The organism is Roseburia lenta, from assembly GCF_014287435.1.
In the GTDB taxonomy this organism is placed as follows: Bacteria; Bacillota; Clostridia; order Lachnospirales; family Lachnospiraceae; genus Pararoseburia; species Pararoseburia lenta.
This window is the reverse complement of the sequence record NZ_JACOPG010000001.1, coordinates 34,465-51,558: the sequence shown is the minus strand read 5'-3', so window position 1 is coordinate 51,558 and position 17,094 is coordinate 34,465. Positions and strand designations below refer to the sequence as shown.

Sequence of the window (17,094 nt, the reverse complement as noted above, 5' to 3'; positions counted from 1 at the left end):
CTCATCTTTCTCGTCACTCGGTAAGCATCAAAAATGCTCCCAGATTTCCTCGTTTCCCCTTGCTGGCTCTGTGCGAAAATAATATACTGCTGTTGCAGCAGGTACAAAGCCCTGCAAGGTCTATATGCTCTTTCAATACACCTGCCTCTGTCAATACGATCTCATTGGCTTTCCACAGATCCAACTGGTATTTGCCGAGCGCTCCTGCCTGTAAGATCTCCTTTTCATGGGTCGGAAATGCAAATATAAATGCCTCTGCCACATCCCGGCTCACCTCATAGCAGTCCTGGCAGATGGATGGACCGATGGCACAGAGCAGGTCTTTCGGCTGACTTCCAAAGGATCTTTCCATGGCTTCTACCGTCGCCTGTCCCATACGTCCTACCGTCCCTCTCCAGCCGGAATGGGACAGACCGATCGCCTTATGCACCGGATCCACAAAATAAAGCGGGACACAGTCTGCATAGAAAGTGGCAAGCAAAACACCCGGCTGGTCTGTGATCATGCCGTCCACATCTTTATAATCGCGTGGGCGCGTGATCCCCTTGCCAAGATCTTCCTTTCCCACAGGTCTCACATTGGTCGTGTGGGTCTGGTCGCTCGTCACGATATGATCTATGGACGTCCCCAGTGCCTGAGCCACCCTTCGGTAGTTTTCCAAAACTGCCGTCTCGTCATCCCCTCTGGTAAAACTTAGGTTCAGGCTTTCATAGATATCCTTGCTGACACCGCCCTCTCTGGTCGTAAACATATGCCGGATATAAGGCAGTGCCTCATAGCTTGAAAAGGAAAGATAAGGCAGAACATATCCTTCCTCTGATCTGTAGTTTCTTGTTTCTATCATAAGCCGATATAAGGAAAGGCATTGGTAAGAAGTGTGATCTCGTCCTTTAAAATGGCAACGACATCAAAGCGGATCTGTAGATCTGCCCACTGTCTGTGCGTCAAAAGGAAATGATCCGCCACCCGACAGATGACCGTCTGCTTTCGCCAGCCGACCGCCTCCAAAGGATCTCCGGCGGCAGCATCCTTGCGGTACTTTACCTCCACAAAACAAAGGTAGACCCCGTCCCTCGCCACGATATCGATCTCACCCTTGCGGTTGCGATAATTCATAACAAGGATCTCATAGCCCTGACGCCTTAAATAGTCTGCCGCTTCTTTTTCATACCTGCTCCCCACACTTCTTTTATTTGCTTTCGTTCCTATTTCCTCCCGTCCAGTTTTGCTTTCACCTTTTCCATGCCGTCCACAAAGACCAGTATCTCCGCAACGACCTCATATAATTCCGGTGGAATGGCTTCTCCAATGTCAAATTTGGATAAGGTATCTGCCAGTTTTCCATCCTGATAAAAAGGCACATCATTTTCCTGGGCGGAGGTAATGATCTTTTCCGCCACATGTCCCTTGCCCGTTGCCACGATCTTTGGTGCAATATCATTTGGATCATAGAATAGGGCGACTGCTGTCTTTTCTTTTGAAAAATCCTGGGGTTTCCACTCTTTATTTTCCATACTTATGCCCTCACATCAAAGGAATACCGATGCACCTCGCCGCTGCTTTTCTGGTCTGCCTTTAAAAAATCTTCCACAAAATCGATCTTTTTGGCATCCTGTTCCAATTTCATGCTACAGGTGTAACCCTTTTTTTCTAAGCGCTCCGTCAAAAGATGCATATTCTCCTCCAAAAGCGTCAGACTGTCTGCATCCTCTAAGTACCAGTTGGCAGATACATTTTTTTGGAGCATATTGACCGAAATATCCACACCGCCCAGATTGTCCATATCAAAATGTAAAAAAGCCGTCAGTTCATCGTCTGCCCCCTTGTCGCGCCCCCCGTTGCGATAAACAAAAAGTTCGCTGTTGACATTCTGTCCGCGCAGGCGTATCGGCACCTGCACATAGGAATACATCTGGCTTAACTGGTTCATGAATTCTATATTTTGTGACAGGGAATTGGCTGTCCCCTGTATGGTCTCTTTGGCACTTGGAAATTTGTCTGCCAGTTGTTCCAGATCATGGATCTGCTGCGACATTTTCTCATACAGGTGGCTGATACTGTGTTCTTTTGGCAAATCCTGCGGCGCAACCGTCCACTCTTTTGTCACCAGATCAGAAAATAACTTCTGATAGCCCCTGGAACGTAAAAGATCTTGCACACTCTCCTTGGAAAGCCCGCCGGCATTTTGCTCTAAAAAAACAGAGACTTCCTGCAAAAAAGCATCCACCTTGGTCTGTGGTAGAAGTTGCCCCTCTGCCGTAAAAAAGTTGGCGTGTTCCTTGATAAAAGACGGCATCTGTCCCAAGACATTTTGCAGGTCTGCAAATGTCCCCAGATCCAGACTATTGCCAAGTGTTCCGGCTTCATAGGCATCCATATCCTCCAGTGTCTGCGAGAAGATCCCCGCCCTCTGGGATAAGTATTCCAGATCCACAGACTCCTGCCCTTCTGCGGGTAGCATTTCCTCTGCATAGACCGCTTCGCCTGTGGCAAACGCCTCCTGCATGGAAGGATCTCCGAAAAATGCCACCAGCCGGTTGTTCTGCCCGACCATCGTCTGGGTATCTACCGCATCATCTAAAAGAGACTCTCCCAATACCGCCACCAGATCCTGCACCTGACTTAGGACTTGACGCCTGTCCGCCTTATAATTTTCAAACTGCTCGACACTGTTGGCATCGATGGGAAGTTGTAATTTCTGCATCTGCACAATGGTCTCCGGCTGACTGCCCGGGACACTGCCGATCTGTCTTGCCATATTTTGCAGGCTTTTGGAATCGATCGACATGCCTTCTTTCATCATGGCATTTACCATGTTTAAGTTACGCTCGCTCACTGCCAGACTTGCGGCATCCAGTGCCTGCATCAGTGTCGGATTGCCCTGACCTGCTCCCATGGAGATCGGCTTGATCCGGATCTGTTCTCCGTCATTGGATTTCACCTGAAAAAAAACAGACTGCCCCTTAGAAAGAGACAAGCCCGCGTCCAATCTGGCTGTAATATTCTGTCCACTGCTCAGCCCTAATATTACCTGAGTACCGCGTATGCTATTTACGGTTCCCTCAAAGATATTGCCTGTCTTTAATTGTTTTACCGTCTCGACTAATTGCTCTATCCCCTTTGTCTTGGTGGAGACCTCACTGCCGGAAGATAAATTGTTTTGATACTGTGTCAGCAAATCAGAAACCTGCACTTCTCTTCCCCCTTAGAAAAGTTACTCACATTCCACAAAATGACCGATAAAGGACTTTCTGTGGATAGGACTTGGTCCGTACTTCTGTAACGCTTCGATATGTTCTTTCGTGCCATAGCCCTTGTTCTGTGCAAAGCCATACTCCGGCATGATGGCATCGTATTCTTTCATCAGTCGGTCTCTGGTCACTTTTGCAATGATACTTGCCGCCCCGATGGAAATGCTCTTGGCATCCCCCTTGATGATCGGCACCTGTTTGACGGATACCTCCGGTATGGTCACGGCATCATTTAACAAAAGATCCGGCGCAACCGCAAGTTCTGCGATTGCCTGACGCATGGCAATATAAGTCGCCTGTAAAATATTGACCTCATCGATCTTTTCCGGCGAAGCAAAACCAAGACCTACTGCAACTGCTTTTTCCATGATCTCATCATAGAGCGCCTCACGTCTTGCCTCCGATAATTTCTTGGAATCATTGATATAAAGGATCTCACAATCCCTTGGTAAAATGACTGCCGCCGCACACACCGGCCCGGCAAGCGGTCCTCTGCCCACCTCATCAATGCCACAGATCATAGGGTATGCATCTTCATAGCGGTGCTCATAAGTCCGCAAGACCTCCAAACGCTGCCTTTCCTGTTCCAACCGGTCCAGTCTTTTTTTCGCCTGCCCGATGATCTTGGCAACACCCGGTCTACCGTCTCTTATGTATTCTTCAATAAAATCCGGCAATTCCAGATCGTCTTTTTCCTTGTATTCCTGCTGGATATCTTTGATCTTTTTTTCCATATCCACGACTTCTCCTAAATGCTACTGGTGTTTGATGACCATGATCTTGTTGAATGGATAGATACGCACCCATGCCTTACCGATGATGTCCTGACGCTTGATCGCTCCTACCGAGGCAAAACGGCTGTCGGTACTGTTGTTGCGATTGTCACCCATAACAAAGTATTCATCATCGCCCAGTGTGATGGGTTCCGATGCCAGTCCCGGATTCTGGATGGTCTCCAGTCCGTAATTTTCTTTCAAAAGAGTGCCGTTGATATAGATCTCTCCGGCATCATTGATGTAGACCGTCTCGCCCGGAAGACCGATGATACGCTTGATATAATAGGTGTTTTCTTCATATTGATAAGGGAAGATGATGATATCAAAACGCTCAGGATCATGTAAGCGGTAAGAGATCTTATCCACGATCAGATTGTCCCCATCGGAAAGTGTCGGTTCCATGGAAGAACCACTCACGCGGGATCGCTGTCCCACAAAGGTTATGATCAAAAAACAGATTCCAAAAACAATAACGATATATAAAAGCAAACTTAAGATCTCATGTGCCGGTGATGTCTGCTCTGCCTGATCCGGTTTTTTTGTACTTTTTTGTTCTTGTGTCATTTTATACTTCCGTCTCTTCCTTTTTTATTTTCTCCGGAAATTCCAGAGAAATCTTGCCGATCGTTCCGCTGCGGAAATCATCGATCACCAGAAGGGCTGCCTTGCTGTAATCCAACTGGTTTCCCTTAGAGCGGCAATTCCGATTTTCAGCGATCTGCTCTAAGAAAGTAAGAACTTCTTTTGTCTCATCGATCTGATAACGCCCTGCCAGAGCCCCCGGATACTTGTCCTTTAAGATCTTGCAGAGTTCTAAGGCGAGTTCTTCTGTCTGCAAAAGTTCATCTTTGATCGAGCCGATGCATGCTAAATGCAGTCCGACCGTCTGATCTTCAAACTTTGGCCATAAGATGCCCGGTGTATCGAGCAATTCGACATTTTTATTGAGGCGTATCCACTGCTTGCCCTTGGTAACGCCCGGCTTATTGCCGGTCTTGGCGCAGGCTTTTCCAGCATAAGAATTGATAAAGGTCGACTTTCCTACATTTGGAATACCTACGACCATAGCACGCACCGGTCGGTTCTTGATCCCTCTCGCCCGGTCTCGTTCGATCTTTTTGGCACAGGCATCCATGACGACCTGTGTCACTTCCTTCATGCCCTTGCGATTGCGGGAATCCAGGGTTACGACAAAATATCCCTTATCCTGAAAATATGTTTTCCAGCCTGCTGTCACCTTAGGGTCTGCCAGATCTGCCTTATTCAGCAAGATCAGTCTTGCCTTCTGCTTGCCCAGTTCGTCTATATCCGGATTGCGGCTGCTCAGGGGAATCCTTGCATCCACCAGTTCGATCACCAGATCGATCAGTTTTATGTCCTCCTGCATCTGTCTTTTTGCCTTGGTCATATGACCCGGGTACCATTGAAATTCCATATCTACTCCTAGTTTACCGGTCCGAATCCCTTGAGGGATAAACAGAACCATACCTTTCCTATCATTTCCTTGCGCGTCACATTGCCAATGGATTCGTAGCGGCTATCCTCACTGTTGTTGACATTGTCACCCAGTACAAAGTACTCATCATCCCCTAAGGTGATCTCCGTCTCAGCCCGTCCGGCATCCTTAATAGACAATCCGGTCTGTTTGAGGTTTGTGGCTGTTCCGTTGACATAAAGTCTACCACTTTTGATCTGCACCGTATCCCCCGGCACCGCCACGATACGCTTGACATTATCGTTGGCACTGGTATTGCCCTTTGGTGTAAAAGCCACGACATCCCCTTTTTTCGGTGACCGGATGTGATATGCCACACGATCGACCAGCACACTGCCATTTTCCACAACTGCCGGTGCCATGGATTCTCCCGAGCAGGAGATTCTTTTGCCATAGCCTAAGGTAACAAGAAAGGCTAAGGCGATAACAGCTAAGATCTCTGCGATCCAAATACTGACATAGCGGACTTTTTCACCCTGTATCTTGCGACGTCGGCGGCGGAAATTCAGCCCACTTCTACCAGTGCCTATTTTTTTCCCTACCTGCCTCGCCATGCGTATAATCTGTCTTTTATTCATAATTCATCCTATTATCATATCTCATTTATCGGATATATAACAATCCTATATTACTATACACGATATGAAAAAAAAGAACAACCACATTTGTGGTTGCTCTCTTCTGGTCTTACTACTGAACTAATTCTTTAACCTTAGCCTTCTTGCCGATACGATCTCTTAAGTAGTTAAGTTTAGCACGTCTTACCTTACCACGACGTACTACTTCGATCTTCTCTACGTTAGGGCTATGCACTGGCCATGTCTTTTCTACTCCAACACCGTTAGAGAACTTTCTAACAGTAAATGTCTCACGATTGCTTCCACCCTGTCTCTTTAAAACAGTACCTTCGAATACCTGGATTCTTTCACGGTTACCCTCTTTGATCTTAGCGTGTACCCTAACAGTATCACCTACGTGGAACTCGTCTACTTCAGACTTTAACTGTTCTGCTTCAATGTTCTTGATGATTTCATTTGCGTTCATTTTGTGACCTCCTAATTAAATTATCTTGACGTTCTTAATACATGCGTACCAGAGGACCATCTCTTTTCACAACTCGTTGATAATATCATAAACCCGTGCAAAAGGCAAGTATTTATTCTATTTCCTTACATTTTTCTAAAAATTCCCGATCTTGTTTTGAAAGATCCGCTGCTGCCAGAAGATCCGGTCGCCTCTCTTTTGTACGAAGCAGGGATTGTTCATGCCGCCAGGCATCCACCTTGGCATGATCTCCGGATAAAAGAATGGCAGGCACCTTCTTGCCATTCCATTCTTCCGGTCTGGAATACTGTGGATACTCTAAGAGATTATTTTCAAAACTCTCCGTCTCTTTGGAGTCTCCATTGGAAAGCACGCCCGGAACCATACGGGAAATAGCATCGACCATGACCATGGCAGGAAGTTCACCACCGGTAAGGACAAAATCCCCAATGGACATATAATCGGTAACAACCTCCTCTAATACCCGTTCATCGACGCCTTCATAATGGCCGCAAAGCAGGATCAGATTTTCCTCCTTAGCCAGTTCCTTTGCATCGTTCTGTACAAAAGTCTTTCCTTGGGGGGTCAGATAAATGGTGCGTACACTGCCTTCCACACGATCGACAACAGACTTCCACGCATCGTAGATCGGCTGCGCCTGCATGACCATGCCCGCACCGCCGCCATAAGGATAATCATCCACTTTACCATGTTTTTCTGTCGTAAAATCTCTGATATTTACTGCTTCGATGGATATTTTTCCCTTCTCAACGGCGCGACCGATAATACTTGTATGCAATCCCTGCATTACCATCTCCGGGAATAAAGTCAAAATGAAAAATTTCACGTGATTACTCCTCATCCAACAGTCCATCCAGCAAATGAACCGTCATTTTTCTCTCGTCATCATTTACCTGTAAAATACAGTCATGAATGGCAGGAATCAAAAGTTCTTTTCCCGACTCCATCTTTACTGCATAGACATCATTTGCCCCTGTTGTAATAACATCTGTCAGTGTACCAAGTACACTTCCATCATCCGTCACAACTGTAAGTCCGATCAGATCTGCAATAAAATACTCATCCTCATCACATGCAACACGATTTTCTTTTGTCACATACAACTTGGCGCCCTTGTACTTTTCTACATCATTGATGCTGTCATAGCCCTTGAACTTTAAGATCACCAGATTTTTCTGTGGTCTCGCCGAGGTCACCTCCAGCGTAATCTGCTCTCGACCGGTATCTAAGATCAGATCTTTCATATTTTTAAAGCGCATCACATCATCCGTCAAAGGAAATACCTTGACCTCGCCCCGGACGCCATGCGTCTGAGTGATCGCGCCCACCTGATACAAATCCATACTTCTCTCCCAAAATTATTCTTTTATATAAGAAGAAATCCCCAACCGCCATACATTCGCATGGCAATTAGGGATCTTAGTCTTATACAATATCTACAACGACTTTTTTATCCGACTTTGAGGCTGCTGCCTTCACTACGGAACGGATTGCTTTTGCAATACGTCCCTGCTTGCCGATTACCTTGCCCATATCTGATGAAGCCACATGTAACTCAACAACAATGGTCTTGTCATTTTCTGTTTCTGTAACAACAACTTCCTCCGGGTAATCTACCAGTGACTTTGCAATTACTTCAACTAATTCTTTCATCACCTAATACCTCGTTCTTTCAATGCCTGTTTTTATGGATTATTTCTCAATACCAGCCTGCTTGAAAATTCTTGCTACAGTCTCTGTTGGCTGTGCTCCGTTAGCGAGCCACTTCTTTGCCAACTCTTCGTTTACATGATATACGGAAGGATCCTGATTTGGATCGTATGTTCCGATCTCCTCGATGCACTTACCATCTCTAGGTGATCTGGAATCTGCTACTACGATTCTGTAGAAAGGATTCTTCTTCTGTCCCATTCTTCTTAATCTAATCTTTACTGCCATTTTGTTTTCCTCCTAAGAAATTAAAAATTATAAATTTATGTTGTTAAAAAGGAAATTTCATTCTTCCTCTTTTACCACCCATCATGCCCGGCATTTTTTTCATCATCTTTTTTGTCTGATCGAACTGTTTGATGAAACGGTTGACTTCTGCAATGTCAACGCCGGCACCTCTTGCCAGTCGCTTTTTACGACTCGGATTCATAAGTTTTGGATTGGCTCTCTCCTCCGGTGTCATCGAAAGGATGATTGCCTCGATGTGTGCCATCTTTTTGTCATCAATAGCGCCCTCTAACTGTGAAACCTGCGCACTGTTCATGCCTGGGATCATCCCCGGCATCATACCAAGCACACTGCCGATACCGCCCATTTTCTTCATCTGCGCCATAGAGTCGAGATAATCATTGTAATCAAATTCTGCCTTGCGCATCTTGCGGGATAAGTCCTTTGCCTTTTCCTCATCAATGGATGCCTCTGCCTTTTCGATCAGAGAAAGCACATCACCCATGCCAAGGATACGGGATGCCATACGATCCGGATAAAACTGCTCCAGATCATCCAGTTTCTCCCCCATACCACAGAAAAGGATCGGCTTGCCTGTCACGGCACGAATGGAAAGTGCCGCACCACCTCTGGTATCACCATCTAACTTTGTAAGAACAACGCCATCAATACCGATCTTCTCATCGAAAGTACCTGCTACATTGACAGCATCCTGTCCGGTCATGGCATCGACAACCAAAAGCGTCTGTGCCACATCTACGGATTCCTTGATCTCTACCAACTCATCCATCATGCCCTCATCGATATGCAGTCGACCTGCAGTATCGAGGATCACAACATTAAAGCCGTTTTTCTTTGCATGCTCGATGGATGCCTTTGCGATATCTGCCGGCTTGTTCTTGTCTCCCATGGAAAATACCGGTACACCCTGCTTTTCCCCGTTGATCTGTAACTGGGTAATGGCAGCCGGACGATATACATCACAAGCAACCAAGAGCGGCTTCTTGCCTTTTTTCTTTACATGACCTGCTAACTTGGCAGTCGTAGTCGTTTTACCGGCGCCCTGCAGACCTACCATCATGATGACTGTAATCTGCTGTCCCGGACGATAAGCAATCTCCGTCGTCTCAGATCCCATCAGATTCGTAAGTTCTTCATTTACGATCTTGATGACCATCTGTCCCGGATTCAGACCGTTCATGACATCCGCACCGATCGCACGCTCCTGCACTGTCTTGACAAAGTTCTTTACGACTTTGAAATTGACATCTGCTTCTAAGAGTGCCATCTTGACTTCCTTAAGAGCAGCCTTGACATCTTCCTCGCTCAGACGTCCCTTACCACGAAGGTTCTTGAATACATTTTGTAGTTTGTCTGAAAGACTCTCAAATGCCATCTTATAACTCCTCTAGGATATCGTTGGATATGATTGTGATCTGTGCTAAGATCTCTTCCACAGAATGTTGATCGGTAGTGTGAACCAAAGTATCGATCGTCCTCACTTTGTCTCTGATATGAACAAACTTTTCAATCAGATGTAACTTGTCCTCATATTCTTCTAATGTTCGAGTGGATCGCTTGATCACATCATGCACCGCCTGACGACTGATGCCTCGATCGGCTGCGATCTCTCCCAAAGACAGGTCATTTAGTACGAAATCTTCATAGATGCTTCTCTGATGATCGTTTAAAAGTTCACCATAGAAATCATAAAGATCTCCCTGCTCAATCTTATCGTTCATATCATCACCTCGTATAATATACTATAGCAAAAAGCAGGTGTCAAGTATTTTTTCTTGACACCTGCTTGTATTTTTTATATTTTGCTCTTACAAACTCGTTCTCACAATCTTTGGCTGATAATCGCCCTTTTCAAGGGCATCTAAAATCTGGTTCTTATGATCTGTGCCAAATGCCTCCAAGGTGATGCGAAGTTCTACGGCTGCGTTACGGTTGGTCGTTACAAACTGGTTATGCTCCAATTTGATGACATTGCCCTGTACCCCTGCGATCGTCTCTGCGACTCTTGCAAGTTCTCCCGGCTTGTCCGGAAGCAGTACGGATACAGTAAAGATACGGTCTCTAAAGATCAAGCCCTGCTGAACGACAGATGACATGGTGATGACATCCATATTACCACCACTAAGGATAGAAACCACACGCTTGCCTTTGACATTTAATTTGTTTAAGGCTGCCACGGTAAGCAGTCCGGAATTTTCTACGACCATCTTGTGGTTTTCTACCATATCCAGAAAGGCTGCGATCAGTTCATCATCCTCAACTGTGATGATATCATCCAAATTTTTCTGGATATATGGGAAAATATTGCTTCCCGGTGTCTTTACAGCTGTACCATCTGCGATCGTATTGACCGTCGGAAGGGTTGTAACTTTTCCGTTTTTGATGGATGCCTGCATGCAATTTGCCCCTGCCGGCTCTACACCGATCACCTTGATCTTTGGATTTAAAAGTTTTGCCAGTGTTGATACACCGGTAGCAAGTCCGCCGCCACCGATCGGAACCAGGATATATTCTACCAGCGGTAACTCCTTAAAAATCTCCATAGCGATCGTACCCTGTCCTGTTGCAACTGCCAGATCATCAAAAGGATGGATAAAGGTATATCCATGCTCATCTGCCAGTTCGTAAGCCTTTGCGCATGCCTCATCATAGACATCGCCATAAAGGACAACTTCTGCCCCTAAATTCTTGGTACGGTTTACCTTGATGAGCGGTGTTGTGGTCGGCATAACGATCGTTGCCTTTGCTCCAAATTTCTTTGCGGCATATGCAACACCCTGCGCATGGTTACCTGCGGACGCTGTGATCAGTCCCTTCTTTCTTTCCTCTGCTGTCAGTGTGCTGATCTTATAATAAGCGCCTCTTACCTTATAAGCCCCGGTCAACTGCATATTTTCCGGTTTCAGATAAATGCTGTTACCACACTTTTCACTCAGAAAATCACTGTAGATCAACTTTGTCTCCAAAGTAACTTCGCTGACGATCTTACTTGCTTCTTCAAACTTGTCTAATGTCAACATCTTTTTCTCCTTTACTGTTCTTCTGTATAAAACAATGCATTCACAAATTCTTCTGCATTAAACTTCTCTAAATCCTCAATCGACTCACCGACACCAATATACTTGACCGGTATGCCAAGTTCTGCCTGGATCGCCACCGCGATACCACCCTTGGCTGTACCGTCCAACTTGGTAAGCACGATACCGCTTAGATCAGTGACCTCCGAAAACTCCTTTGCCTGATTGAGCGCATTTTGTCCGGTCGTACCATCTAAGACAACCAAAGTCTCCCGATAAGCCTCCGGGAACTCGCGGTCAACGATATTGTTGATCTTCCGCAGTTCTTCCATGAGATTTTTCTTATTATGAAGTCTGCCTGCGGTATCGATCAGGAGCACATCACACCCTCTTGCCTTTGCCGCAGATACAGCATCATAGACAACGGAGGCCGGATCAGAGCCTTCCTGTCCGCCGATCATATCCACCTGGGAACGGTTTGCCCATTCTTTCAACTGCTGACCTGCCGCCGCACGGAAAGTGTCCGCTGCTGCCAGAAGAACCTTTTTATTCTGTGCGCGCAACTTGGCTGCCAATTTACCGATCGTGGTCGTCTTGCCCACACCATTGACACCGACCACCAAAACGACCGATGTACGGTTTTCAAATTCATATGCCGCCTCACCGATATCCATCTGCTGTCGGATGCTCTCTATAAGCAGTTCCTTACACTCTGCCGGCTCTTTGATCTTTTGTTCTTTGACCTTGCGCTTTAAATCTTCTAAGATATTTTCCGTTGTGGTAACACCAATATCACCCATGATCAGGATCTCTTCGAGTTCCTCATAAAACTCATCATCAATATTGGTAAAGCCCCGGAAAATATAGTCCATGTTTTTGACAAAATTATCTCTGGTCTTTGTAAGTCCTGCCAGTAATCGTTTGAAAAATCCGCCTTCTGCCATTTTTTCTCTCCTTATGCATCCAAATCATTTTCGATCAGGTTGACGGATACCAGTGCAGATACACCCTTTTCCTGCATGGTAATACCATAGAGTCTGTCTGCCGCATTCATCGTACCTCTTCTATGAGTAATGATAATAAACTGCGTGTTCTTCGTCAACTTATGTAAATAATTTGCAAAACGTCCTACATTCGAGTCATCCAGTGCCGCCTCGATCTCGTCCAAGAGACAGAATGGTGACGGTTTTAAGTTCTGGATGGCAAAAAGAAGCGCGATCGCCGTCAGGGACTTCTCTCCACCGGATAACTGCATCATATTCTGCAGTTTCTTGCCTGGCGGTTGTGCGATGATACGGATGCCAGTCTCAAGGATATCCTCACCCTCGACCAATTCCAGTGTACCCTTGCCTCCGCCAAAGAGTTCTTTAAATGCCTTATCAAACTCTCTTTGGATATCGGCAAAACCTTCCGTGAACTGTTTGCGCATACCCTCGTCCAGATCGTCGATAATACCCATCAAAGTCTGTTCTGCCTCAACCAGATCGTCATGCTGTCCCTTTAAGAAATTGTATCGTTCCGATACTTCCTTATATTCCTCGATCGCATTGACATTAACATTTCCCATGCGACGGATCTCATCCTTGACACCGGATGTTGCCCTTCGCATCTCATCCAAATTATCATATTCCGGATCGCGAAGTTTTTCTGCCCCACGCTGGGTCAGTTCATATTCTTCCCACATATAGGTGTTCTGATAATTGATGGCTTCTTCCAACTTTTCACGCTGTGAATTCAAGCGGTAGATTTCTTTATCCAAAGCAGAAATGCGGTCTGCGATCTCTTCTCTCTGTCCGAAAAATCCCTTGTATTCCTGGTTCATAGCATCCTTTTGTTCCAAGGCTTCTTTCAGACGTTTTTCCAGTGTTGCGAAGTTGTCATCGCTGGCGATCATGGTCTTTTTGATTTCTTCAATATCGCCGCGTTTTTTATTGGCATCTTCCTTGCCATTTTGGGCTTCTTCTACCAGACGAACGATATCGGCTTCCTTCTTCTCGATCTCGCTTGCGACACGCTGGCAGTTTTCCATGACAAAAGTAACTTTTTGTCTGGCACTGGCTTCTTCGATCTGTGCCTCGGAAACATTGCGGGCTGCCGATGTCTCCATATAGGTCTTTTCATCCAAAAGTTTCTGATATTCCTCGGTCTGCTCTTTTAAGGATTGTTCCTTTTGGGCAGCTTCGCTACGCTCGCGCTCGATCTCTTTCTTGCCGGCAGCGATGTCACGCAACTGACGCTCCATCTCCTCGCTCTCGGTATTCAGACTGGAGAAAGCATTCTGGCTTTCGGACTTCTGCTCCTGCACACGCTGCAAATGGATCTGCGCCGTGTTGCAGGCAAGTGCATTTTTCTCCATCTCGCTGCGGTTTTCTTCGCGGTCTGCCTCCAAGAGCGCCTGTGCGGTCTCAATCTCTGCGATGCGGTCCTTTGCTGCCTTTTTTTCATCCCGCAGGGATGCCAGTTTCTTTTCCAGATCATCAATCTCACGGTTTCTTCCTAAGAGATTGCTGTTGTTCTTGAAACGTCCACCGGAAAGAGATCCACCCGGACTGAAATACTCGCCTTCGAGTGTAACGATATGTAAAGAATAATGATTCTTCTTTGCCAATGCGATACCATGATCGACCGTATCGACCACGATCACACGTCCCAACAGATAAGAAAGAACATTGGCATACTCTGCATCTGCCTCCACCAATTCGTTGGCAAGCCCCAGCACACCCGTATCGGATAAAATGCTCTTATCCTTGGCAAAGCCCTTGCCGGAAACGCTGGTCAGTGGCAGGAAAGTCGCACGTCCCAGACGATTTTCTTTCAGATAAGTGATCATCTTTTTGGCGGTTGCCTCATCCTTGGTCACGATATTTTGGATATTACCGCTAAGTGCCGTCTCAATGGCAATCTCATACTTTTTCTCTACATGGATCAGATCGGAAACAACACCAATGATGCCCGGATTGCTGTCCTTTTGCTCCATGACCTTGCGGATACTGTTGCCGTAGCCGTCATAGCGCTCAGCAATATTCTTTAAAGCCTCCAACTTGGAAGATAATTTATTATAGTCATCCTGACTGCTTGTCAGACGGTTCTGGGCTTCCCTGCGCTTGTTCTTCCACTCAACCGCCTTATGTCCGTATTCTTCTTCCTTATGCTTGCTGGCATCTAAGGCAGACTTGGCGTCTTCATATTCCTTCTGGCAACACTTTAGTCTTTCATTCAGATCTTCTTCCTCTGTCTTACGCTGTAAGAGTCGCTGGTTGAGTTGTGCCTTGCGGATATTGATCTGCTCTAACATGGTATCCAGACGCTGCTCTTTGGATTGGATGGTTCCCTTGCTATTTAAAAGTTCCATCATAGCCTGATTGTTCTGCTCGATCCCATCCGTGTATTTCTTGATGTCTGCCTGCAAGTCATCATTGAACTTACGCACAGAAGCAAGACGTCTTTCTACTTCTTCCAACTGCTCCTGCAACTGGGCTTTTTCAGTCCCGTAGGCATCTTTTTGACGGATATATTCTTTCTTTTCCGCCTCTAAGGCACCCTTTCTTTCCGAAAGATTCTCATCAGCACTCTCCGCAAAACGGATCTGTTCTTCCAAAATGCGGATCTGGTTTTCCAGTTTGCCCTTCATAAGCGTTGTATTGCTCTGTTCCTCACGGATACCCTGAATCTGCTCATCCATGGCATTTAATCCTTCTTCCAGAGATGCATACTGGTCTTTGATCTTTTCCTGCTTGTCCTTATTTTCCGTCATCTGCGTTTCGGCGATCTGATAATTTTTCTCGATCTCGGAAAGACGACGGTTCATATCTTGAATCTCAAGCAAAAACATATTGACTTCTAAGGTCTTTAACTCCTCTTTTTTCTTTAAGAAAAGTTTGGCATTCTCTGCTTGACGCTCCAAGGGTCCTACCTGACGCTCCAATTCGGATAAAATATCATTGACACGCACCAGATTTTCCCGCTCATGTTCCAGTTTTTTGACTGTTGCGGCTTTGCGCTTTTTAAACTTAACAATGCCGACCGCCTCGTCAAAAAGTTCACGGCGTTCCTCCGGCTTGCCACTCAGGATCCTCTCGATCTGTCCCTGACCAATGATGGAATAACCTTCCTTACCGATACCGGTATCATAGAAAAGTTCATTGACATCTTTCAGACGGCAAGGCGAACCGTTGAGCAGATATTCACTCTCACCCGAACGGTAGACACGTCTGGCGATCGTCACTTCCTCATAATCAATCGGAAGCAGATGATCCGAGTTGTCCATCGTGATCGCTACATAAGCGTAACTGAGCGGCTTACGGTTCTCTGTTCCTGCAAAGATAACGTCCTGCATGCTCGCACCACGCAACTGCTTGGCACTTTGTTCACCAAGTACCCAGCGGACCGCATCGGAAACATTACTCTTTCCACTGCCATTCGGTCCTACAATGCCGGTGATGCCGTTATGAAAATCAAATACGATCTTATTTGCGAAGGACTTGAATCCATACATTTCAATGCTTTTTAAATACATATTCTTCCCCAAAAACTTTCTATTTGTTCTGACTCTCCTGCCGCTTTAAATACAAGAGTCCATGATAAGCGGCTTCCTGCTCGGCTGCCTTTTTCGTACCGCCGCTGCCGTCGCCCAATTTGTGATCTCCCACCGTCACATCCACATGGAATACTTTGGCGTGATCCGGTCCGCTCTCTCCCAGAAGATGATAGGTCACATTCTGGTGGAACTTTGCCTGACACACTTCCTGTAAAATGGTCTTGCTGTCATAAAACATGCGCTTGTGCTCAATATCCGTCATGATATAACGGAGCACAAAGGCTTTGGCAGCGTCAAAACCGCCATCCAAAAAGATAGCACCGATCACTGCCTCCAAGGCATCTGACAAGACCGATTTGCGGGTCCTGCCCCCTGTCATGTCCTCTCCTTTGCCCAGATAGATATAAGATCCCAGATCGATCTCTTTGGTACAATAGGCAAGAGTCGGTTCACAGACCATACTTGCACGAAGTCTCGTAAGATCTCCTTCCGGCAGATCCCTGTAATTCAAAAACAAAAATTCACTGGAAACAGCCTCAAGCACAGCATCGCCCAAAAATTCCAACCGTTCGTTGTCGGATAACTTTTTCATATGCTTTTCATTCGCATAAGAACTGTGGGTCAGTGCCTGGCGCAATAAACTTTCGTTTTCAAACTCATATCCTATTACTTCCTGAAACTCTTTGATTGTCTTCACTTTTTTCTCCTTAACAGAGCAAAAGCCCTTGAACCAAGGGCTTTTGTCATCTAACATTCTGTTCGATTAACCAACCGTCTTTTTGATCAATTCTACAGCATCGCCAACGGTCACGATCTTTTCAGCCTCTTCTACATTCACTTCAATGTCAAGTTCTTCTTCAATTCCCATAATAATCTGGAAAACATCAAGTGAATCTGCTCCAAGATCATCCACAAATGTGGTATCCATTGTGATCTCTGCCTGATCTACATTCAAGACCTCGGCAATGACCTTTCTCAGCATTTCTAATTCCAT

Annotated in this window: 20 protein-coding genes; all 20 read right to left on the bottom strand. The window is 46.0% G+C overall.

Annotated features, from left to right (window positions below; translation table 11 throughout):
* Positions 1-13: 13 nt before the first annotated feature.
* The 20 genes from pgeF to acpP all read right to left on the bottom strand — a co-directional run bounded on the left by pgeF (position 14) and on the right by acpP (position 17,094).
* Entirely contained in the window at positions 14-844 is an 831-nt protein-coding gene (pgeF, locus tag H8R94_RS00285; RefSeq protein WP_186853566.1) for a peptidoglycan editing factor PgeF, read from the bottom strand.
* On the bottom strand, positions 841-1,182 hold the full coding sequence (locus tag H8R94_RS00280; protein ID WP_186853565.1) for a YraN family protein: 342 nt from the start codon (positions 1,180-1,182) through the stop codon (positions 841-843). Before H8R94_RS00280 ends, pgeF begins: the two co-directional genes overlap by 4 nt.
* Positions 1,183-1,205: 23 nt before the next feature.
* Positions 1,206-1,514: an EscU/YscU/HrcU family type III secretion system export apparatus switch protein gene (locus H8R94_RS00275; RefSeq protein WP_186853564.1), complete on the bottom strand. Its 309-nt coding sequence runs from the start codon at positions 1,512-1,514 to the stop codon at positions 1,206-1,208.
* A 2-nt stretch (positions 1,515-1,516) separates the two neighbouring features.
* Positions 1,517-3,193, bottom strand: coding sequence for a flagellar hook-length control protein FliK (locus H8R94_RS12310; RefSeq protein WP_186853563.1), 1,677 nt, complete (start codon positions 3,191-3,193; stop codon positions 1,517-1,519).
* A 21-nt stretch (positions 3,194-3,214) separates the two neighbouring features.
* Entirely contained in the window at positions 3,215-3,985 is a 771-nt protein-coding gene (locus H8R94_RS00265) for a ribonuclease HII (RefSeq protein WP_118281300.1), read from the bottom strand.
* Between the two features lie 21 nt (positions 3,986-4,006).
* Positions 4,007-4,591: a signal peptidase I gene (gene lepB, locus H8R94_RS00260; protein WP_118281301.1), complete on the bottom strand. Its 585-nt coding sequence runs from the start codon at positions 4,589-4,591 to the stop codon at positions 4,007-4,009.
* Position 4,592: 1 nt separating this feature from the next.
* Entirely contained in the window at positions 4,593-5,462 is an 870-nt protein-coding gene (ylqF, locus tag H8R94_RS00255; RefSeq protein WP_118281302.1) for a ribosome biogenesis GTPase YlqF, read from the bottom strand.
* An 8-nt stretch (positions 5,463-5,470) separates the two neighbouring features.
* Complete coding sequence (gene lepB, locus H8R94_RS00250) at positions 5,471-6,100, bottom strand: signal peptidase I (RefSeq protein ID WP_118281303.1); 630 nt, start codon at positions 6,098-6,100, stop codon at positions 5,471-5,473.
* Between the two features lie 112 nt (positions 6,101-6,212).
* The gene (rplS, locus tag H8R94_RS00245; RefSeq protein WP_118281304.1) at positions 6,213-6,566 is read right to left on the bottom strand and encodes a 50S ribosomal protein L19; all 354 of its coding nucleotides are present in this window, start codon (positions 6,564-6,566) and stop codon (positions 6,213-6,215) included.
* A gap of 112 nt (positions 6,567-6,678) precedes the next feature.
* Positions 6,679-7,413, bottom strand: a complete 735-nt coding sequence (gene trmD / locus H8R94_RS00240) for a tRNA (guanosine(37)-N1)-methyltransferase TrmD (RefSeq protein ID WP_178010240.1) — start codon at positions 7,411-7,413, stop codon at positions 6,679-6,681.
* A gap of 4 nt (positions 7,414-7,417) precedes the next feature.
* Entirely contained in the window at positions 7,418-7,930 is a 513-nt protein-coding gene (gene rimM / locus H8R94_RS00235; RefSeq protein ID WP_118281306.1) for a ribosome maturation factor RimM, read from the bottom strand.
* Between the two features lie 82 nt (positions 7,931-8,012).
* Positions 8,013-8,240, bottom strand: coding sequence for a KH domain-containing protein (locus tag H8R94_RS00230; RefSeq protein ID WP_118281307.1), 228 nt, complete (start codon positions 8,238-8,240; stop codon positions 8,013-8,015).
* Positions 8,241-8,279: 39 nt separating this feature from the next.
* Positions 8,280-8,525 (bottom strand): 30S ribosomal protein S16, encoded by a 246-nt coding sequence (gene rpsP / locus H8R94_RS00225; RefSeq protein WP_118281308.1) that lies wholly within the window; start codon positions 8,523-8,525, stop codon positions 8,280-8,282.
* A 43-nt stretch (positions 8,526-8,568) separates the two neighbouring features.
* Positions 8,569-9,921, bottom strand: coding sequence for a signal recognition particle protein (gene ffh, locus H8R94_RS00220; protein WP_118534842.1), 1,353 nt, complete (start codon positions 9,919-9,921; stop codon positions 8,569-8,571).
* 1 nt (position 9,922) lies between these two features.
* On the bottom strand, positions 9,923-10,267 hold the full coding sequence (gene ylxM / locus H8R94_RS00215; protein WP_118281310.1) for a YlxM family DNA-binding protein: 345 nt from the start codon (positions 10,265-10,267) through the stop codon (positions 9,923-9,925).
* 87 nt (positions 10,268-10,354) lie between these two features.
* Positions 10,355-11,566 (bottom strand): threonine ammonia-lyase, encoded by a 1,212-nt coding sequence (ilvA, locus tag H8R94_RS00210; RefSeq protein ID WP_118281311.1) that lies wholly within the window; start codon positions 11,564-11,566, stop codon positions 10,355-10,357.
* A gap of 11 nt (positions 11,567-11,577) precedes the next feature.
* Positions 11,578-12,507 carry a signal recognition particle-docking protein FtsY gene (ftsY, locus tag H8R94_RS00205; protein ID WP_118534843.1) on the bottom strand — a complete coding sequence of 310 codons (930 nt, stop codon included), beginning with the start codon at positions 12,505-12,507 and terminating at the stop codon, positions 11,578-11,580.
* An 11-nt stretch (positions 12,508-12,518) separates the two neighbouring features.
* Positions 12,519-16,079, bottom strand: a complete 3,561-nt coding sequence (gene smc / locus H8R94_RS00200) for a chromosome segregation protein SMC (protein WP_186853562.1) — start codon at positions 16,077-16,079, stop codon at positions 12,519-12,521.
* A 19-nt stretch (positions 16,080-16,098) separates the two neighbouring features.
* Positions 16,099-16,797, bottom strand: a complete 699-nt coding sequence (gene rnc / locus H8R94_RS00195) for a ribonuclease III (protein ID WP_178010234.1) — start codon at positions 16,795-16,797, stop codon at positions 16,099-16,101.
* 66 nt (positions 16,798-16,863) lie between these two features.
* Positions 16,864-17,094 (bottom strand): acyl carrier protein, encoded by a 231-nt coding sequence (gene acpP / locus H8R94_RS00190; protein WP_118281315.1) that lies wholly within the window; start codon positions 17,092-17,094, stop codon positions 16,864-16,866.

What these genes read in the sequence shown, in the direction of transcription:
- pgeF (WP_186853566.1), bottom strand. Translation starts at nt 844, where the DNA reads ATGATAGAAACAAGAAACTACAGATCAGAGGAAGGATATGTTCTGCCT.
- H8R94_RS00275 (WP_186853564.1), bottom strand. Translation starts at nt 1,514, where the DNA reads ATGGAAAATAAAGAGTGGAAACCCCAGGATTTTTCAAAAGAAAAGACA.
- H8R94_RS00265 (WP_118281300.1), bottom strand. Translation starts at nt 3,985, where the DNA reads ATGGAAAAAAAGATCAAAGATATCCAGCAGGAATACAAGGAAAAAGAC.
- lepB (WP_118281301.1), bottom strand. Translation starts at nt 4,591, where the DNA reads ATGACACAAGAACAAAAAAGTACAAAAAAACCGGATCAGGCAGAGCAG.
- ylqF (WP_118281302.1), bottom strand. Translation starts at nt 5,462, where the DNA reads ATGGAATTTCAATGGTACCCGGGTCATATGACCAAGGCAAAAAGACAG.
- lepB (WP_118281303.1), bottom strand. Translation starts at nt 6,100, where the DNA reads ATGAATAAAAGACAGATTATACGCATGGCGAGGCAGGTAGGGAAAAAA.
- rplS (WP_118281304.1), bottom strand. Translation starts at nt 6,566, where the DNA reads ATGAACGCAAATGAAATCATCAAGAACATTGAAGCAGAACAGTTAAAG.
- rimM (WP_118281306.1), bottom strand. Translation starts at nt 7,930, where the DNA reads ATGGATTTGTATCAGGTGGGCGCGATCACTCAGACGCATGGCGTCCGG.
- H8R94_RS00230 (WP_118281307.1), bottom strand. Translation starts at nt 8,240, where the DNA reads ATGAAAGAATTAGTTGAAGTAATTGCAAAGTCACTGGTAGATTACCCG.
- rpsP (WP_118281308.1), bottom strand. Translation starts at nt 8,525, where the DNA reads ATGGCAGTAAAGATTAGATTAAGAAGAATGGGACAGAAGAAGAATCCT.
- ffh (WP_118534842.1), bottom strand. Translation starts at nt 9,921, where the DNA reads ATGGCATTTGAGAGTCTTTCAGACAAACTACAAAATGTATTCAAGAAC.
- ylxM (WP_118281310.1), bottom strand. Translation starts at nt 10,267, where the DNA reads ATGAACGATAAGATTGAGCAGGGAGATCTTTATGATTTCTATGGTGAA.
- ilvA (WP_118281311.1), bottom strand. Translation starts at nt 11,566, where the DNA reads ATGTTGACATTAGACAAGTTTGAAGAAGCAAGTAAGATCGTCAGCGAA.
- ftsY (WP_118534843.1), bottom strand. Translation starts at nt 12,507, where the DNA reads ATGGCAGAAGGCGGATTTTTCAAACGATTACTGGCAGGACTTACAAAG.
- smc (WP_186853562.1), bottom strand. Translation starts at nt 16,079, where the DNA reads ATGTATTTAAAAAGCATTGAAATGTATGGATTCAAGTCCTTCGCAAAT.
- acpP (WP_118281315.1), bottom strand. Translation starts at nt 17,094, where the DNA reads ATGGAATTAGAAATGCTGAGAAAGGTCATTGCCGAGGTCTTGAATGTA.